This is a genomic window from Planctomycetota bacterium (assembly GCA_026387035.1).
GTDB lineage: Bacteria > Planctomycetota > Phycisphaerae > FEN-1346 > FEN-1346 > JAPLMM01.
Genome location: JAPLMM010000215.1, coordinates 1 through 4,019, shown reverse-complemented (window position 1 = coordinate 4,019; position 4,019 = coordinate 1). Strand labels below are relative to the sequence as shown.

General features: G+C 66.6%; 4 protein-coding genes. 2 read left to right on the top strand and 2 right to left on the bottom strand.

Annotated features, from left to right (window positions below; genetic code table 11):
• Together NTX40_07605 and NTX40_07600 are read left to right on the top strand one after the other, a co-directional pair.
• Positions 1 to 474: hypothetical protein (locus NTX40_07605; protein ID MCX5648944.1), on the top strand; the 474-nt coding region annotated here is incomplete at its 5' end.
• A 219-nt stretch (positions 475 to 693) separates the two neighbouring features.
• Positions 694 to 897 carry a hypothetical protein gene (locus NTX40_07600; GenBank protein ID MCX5648943.1) on the top strand — a complete coding sequence of 68 codons (204 nt, stop codon included), beginning with the start codon at positions 694 to 696 and terminating at the stop codon, positions 895 to 897.
• Positions 898 to 1,127: 230 nt separating this feature from the next.
• Here NTX40_07600 and NTX40_07595 read toward each other — a convergent pair whose 3' ends face one another.
• Both NTX40_07595 and NTX40_07590 read right to left on the bottom strand, forming a co-directional pair.
• A complete protein-coding gene (locus NTX40_07595; protein ID MCX5648942.1) occupies positions 1,128 to 2,933 on the bottom strand; it encodes an adenosylcobalamin-dependent ribonucleoside-diphosphate reductase in 1,806 nt (601 codons plus the stop codon).
• A 291-nt stretch (positions 2,934 to 3,224) separates the two neighbouring features.
• Positions 3,225 to 4,019, bottom strand: a 795-nt coding sequence (locus tag NTX40_07590) for a segregation/condensation protein A (GenBank protein ID MCX5648941.1), incomplete at its 5' end; no start/stop codon positions are given.

Sequence of the window (4,019 nt, the reverse complement as noted above, 5' to 3'; positions counted from 1 at the left end):
CCGTGGGGTGCGCCGCCGGCGCTTCGCCCGCCGCATCCCGACCAACTGGCCGCGGTGTACGAAGTGTACGCCCGGGTGGACGCGGCGCTGGAATCGGCATCGGCCTTGTGCCGAGCGTGCGGCGAATGCTGCCGATTCGGTCCGGACCGGCCTGTGCTTTTTGCGAGCGCGCTGGAACTGGGTGTGCTGGTGGCGTCGGCGGGTCCGCCGCCGGCCGGCCGCCCCGTTCCGCCGGGCGGGCCGGATGCTCCCTGGCGCTGCCCCTACCAGGAGGGTCCGGTCTGCACGGCCCGGGCGGGCCGGCCGCTCGGGTGCCGGACGTACTTCTGCGACCCCCAGGCCCGGGCGCGGGGAGAGGAAGTCCATGCGGAAGCGATAGGCGAGATTCGGGAAATCGCGGCGGGGCGGAAGAGCGGGTGGTGGTACGGTCCGGCCCGGTTCTACTTCGCAAGCCTTGATGGCGCTTCCGGTTAGAGGCTGTTTCAAAACGACTGCAACCCCTCACCCCAACCCTCTCCCACCCTTCGACTTTCCTCAGGGTGGCCCCGAGCATGGCCGAGGGGCCACAAGGGGAGAGGGAATTATGAAACACTCATAGCGAGGATTTTCCAGTTGACAGGCCGTGCCGGGCGGCCTAGGATGCCCGCCGATGTTGGGGCCGCGGGGTCGAACGCGCGGAAGGAGAGGAAATCGATGAAGCGAGTGCTCCTCGTTCTGGTGCTTATGGCGGCGGTGTCGCTGATTGCGATGGGATGCCAAAAGTCGGCCCACGACCGGTACCGCGAGTGGACCTATCGCCGCGTCATGGAGGCGGACGCAGTGGGCTTCGCCGACGACGTGGATGTCGTGTTCCTCTCGGAGCGGCCGACGCACCTCTCGAATTGGTACCACCCGTAGCGCGGACTTGAGGCTGTCGAAAACAGGGGCGTTCCCGGGATCGGGAACGCTCCTTCTGTTTCGGGGGCGGGTCCCCACCTTTCGCTACGCTCAAGGTGGGGCTTTAAAAGGTATGGGGGTACCGCGGCGGGTGCGGAGCCCCGCCGTGTCCCGGCGCGCCGGGATGCACGGCCGGACAAGACCGGCCGTGCCACACGTTGGAATGGGGCAAGAGGTTACGGAGAAAGGCGCTACGGCCGCGAGCAGGCGTCCGGGCGGTTGCAGGCGAGCGGGGGCGGTTCGAGTTCCATGCCCGGTTCGAGGCTCCGGACGAGGACCTGGCGCTGGCGGCTGCGGTCGCGGAAGACGGTGATGCCTTTGCAGCCCATCTCGTAGGCCATCCAATAGACGTTGGCGACGTCCTCGACGGCGGCCTCGCGCGGAAGGTTGACGGTCTTGGAGACGGCGTTGTCGACGTGGCGCTGGAAGGCGGCCTGGATCTCGACGTGCCACTTCGGCTCGATCTCGTGGGCGGTGACGAACAGCCGGCGCACGTCCTCGGGCACGTTTTCGACCTGGGCGAGCGAGGGCGCCGCCGCGATGCGCGCCAAAAGGTCCTTGCTCCAGAAGCCGCGCTCGCGCGCCGTCTGCTCGAAGAGCGGATGGGCCTCGCGCAGGACCTCGCCGTCGAGGACGTGGCGATCCATCGCCAGGGCGAAGATCGGCTCGATGCCCGACGAGCAATTGGCCAGGATCGAAAGCGTCCCCGTCGGCGCGACGGTGGTGCGGCAGGCGTTGCGATACGCCGGCCCGTCCGGACGGTCGTAGATGCTGCCAGGCAGGTTCGGGAACGGCCCGCGTTCGCGGCCGAGGTCCGCGCTGGCGCGGTCGGCCTCGGCCCGCACAAAGGCCATGACCTCCTCGGCCGTCGCGAGGGCCGGGGCCGAGTTGTACGCCACGCCGAGGCGCAGGAGCAGGTCCGCAAAACCCATCACCCCCAGGCCGATCTTCCGATTGCCGTGCACCATCTCCGTGATCTGCAGCAGGGGGTACTGGCTCATCTCGATGCAATTGTCGAGGAAGCGGACGGCGAGGCGGACGATTTGCCGAAGGGCGTCCCAATCGATCCGCCCGTTCCGCACGACCTTGTTCAGGTTGATGGAGCCGAGGTTGCAGGCCTCATAAGGCAGAAGCGGCTGCTCGCCGCAGGGGTTCGTGCATTCGATCGAGCCGAGTTGCGGCGTGGGGTTGTCCTGGTTGATGCGGTCGAGGAAGATGGCGCCGGGGTCGCCGCCGGCGTGGGCCTCGCGGGCCATGGTTTCCCAGACGCGGCGGGCGGGGACGCGCGCCGTGACCCGTTGGCTGCGCGGATTCACCAGAGGGATGTCGCTCCCTTTGCGGACGGCCTCCATGAAGTCGCGGGTGCAGGCGATGCTGATGTTGAAGTTTTCGAGTTCGCCTTCTTCGCGTTTGGCGCGGCAGAAGATTTCGACGTCGGGATGGTCGCACTGGAGGACACCCATGTTGGCGCCCCGGCGGAAGCCGCCCTGGTTGATCGCGCCGGTGGCGTAGTTGAAGACCTTCATGAAGGAGATGGGCCCGGAGGCGCGTCCGCGGCTGGATTCGACGAGGTCGCCGGCGGGGCGGATGCAGCTGAAAGAGAAGCCCGTTCCGCCGCCCGATTTGTGAATGATGGCGGCGTACTTGATGGCGTCGAAGATCTTCTCGATGTCGTCGGGCACGGGGAGGACGAAACAGGCGGCCAACTGCTGGAGTCGGCGGCCGGCGTTCATCATCGTCGGCGAATTCGGCAAAAACTCCAGACGCGCCATCAGGCCGTAGAACTGTTCCTCGGCGGCATGAGCGTCCCGCGACGCCCCCCAGACGAGTTCGGCCTGGGCGATGTTGGCGGCGACGCGGCGGAACATGTTCTCGGGCGTTTCAATCGGCTCGCCGCGGTCGTCCTTCTTCAGGTACCGCCGGGCGAGCACGAGTTGGGCGTTCGCCGTCAGGTCGATCTTCTTCGGGATGTCTGCATCTACAGTGGGGACGGTCATGGGCTTCCTCTCGCATTTGCTCTGTTGATCCAGTTCCCCTCTCCCTTGATGGGAGAGGGGCAGGGGTGAGGGTGACGAGAAAACGAATAGCCAACAAGGAACATTCAACCGCAGAACAACCAAGTGAGAAACGTCACGGATCGCGCCGCCGTGCCTGCCGTTCCCTTCATCCTTCTGCGGTTGGGTGTTGGGTATTCATTATTCGTCGTTTCTTTTCCCCCTCACCCTACCCTCTCCCGCAAGGGGAGAGGGAGGACAAAGGCATGTTTTCGCTATCGCGTCCCCGCCTGCTTATGCAGGCGGCTCGGGCGGCGGTTCGGGTTGCGGCTCCTTGTTCACGGGCTGGTCCGGCGATTCGCCGCCGGGGGCGTCGGGCGTCTCTTTTTCGGTCGCCGGCGTTTCTCCGGGGGACTCCGCATCCGGCCGGCCGAGGATTTCTTTTTCGGAGTAGATGGGGCGGTACGGCTCCACCTCGGGGACCTGGATGGATTCGAGGATTTCGTCGAACTCGGTCTTCTCGATTGCGACGTCGTCCATCATCTCGCGGACCGCGCGGCGCTGGTGGGCCGTGGGGCGGCGGGGATGTTGGCGCGCCAGACCGTCGGCGCTCGCGGCAGCGCCTTTCGGTTTCTTCGCGCGGTAGGTTTCCGCCTGCGGATCCCTGAGGAAGAGGCGGATGTCCTGGAAGTCGGCGGCCTGCTCGACGCCGACCAGCCGCTGGCGCGTCAGTTCCAGGATCGCCAGGAACATCGTAACGAGATACCCCAGGTCTCGGGTGCGGTCGAACAGTTGCACGAAGAGGACGGACTTCGCGGCCTGAAGGCGCGCGAGCAGGTCCTCGACGGCCTGCTCGACGGGCGTATCGTCGTAGATGACCTCGCGCGACCTGGTGTAGCCGAGCGTCCGGATGATCTGGCTGAAGGCGGTGAAGAGGTCCCAGACCTCGACGCCCTCGAGGAGTTCGTGGGCGGGGATCTCGCCGGTTTCGCCGACGAGTTTCTCCAGGAGCCGTTCGTCCACCTGCCGGCCGAACCGCCGGGCCATCTCGCGGCCGCGGTCGTCCAGCAATCCGGCGGCCTCCTTGAA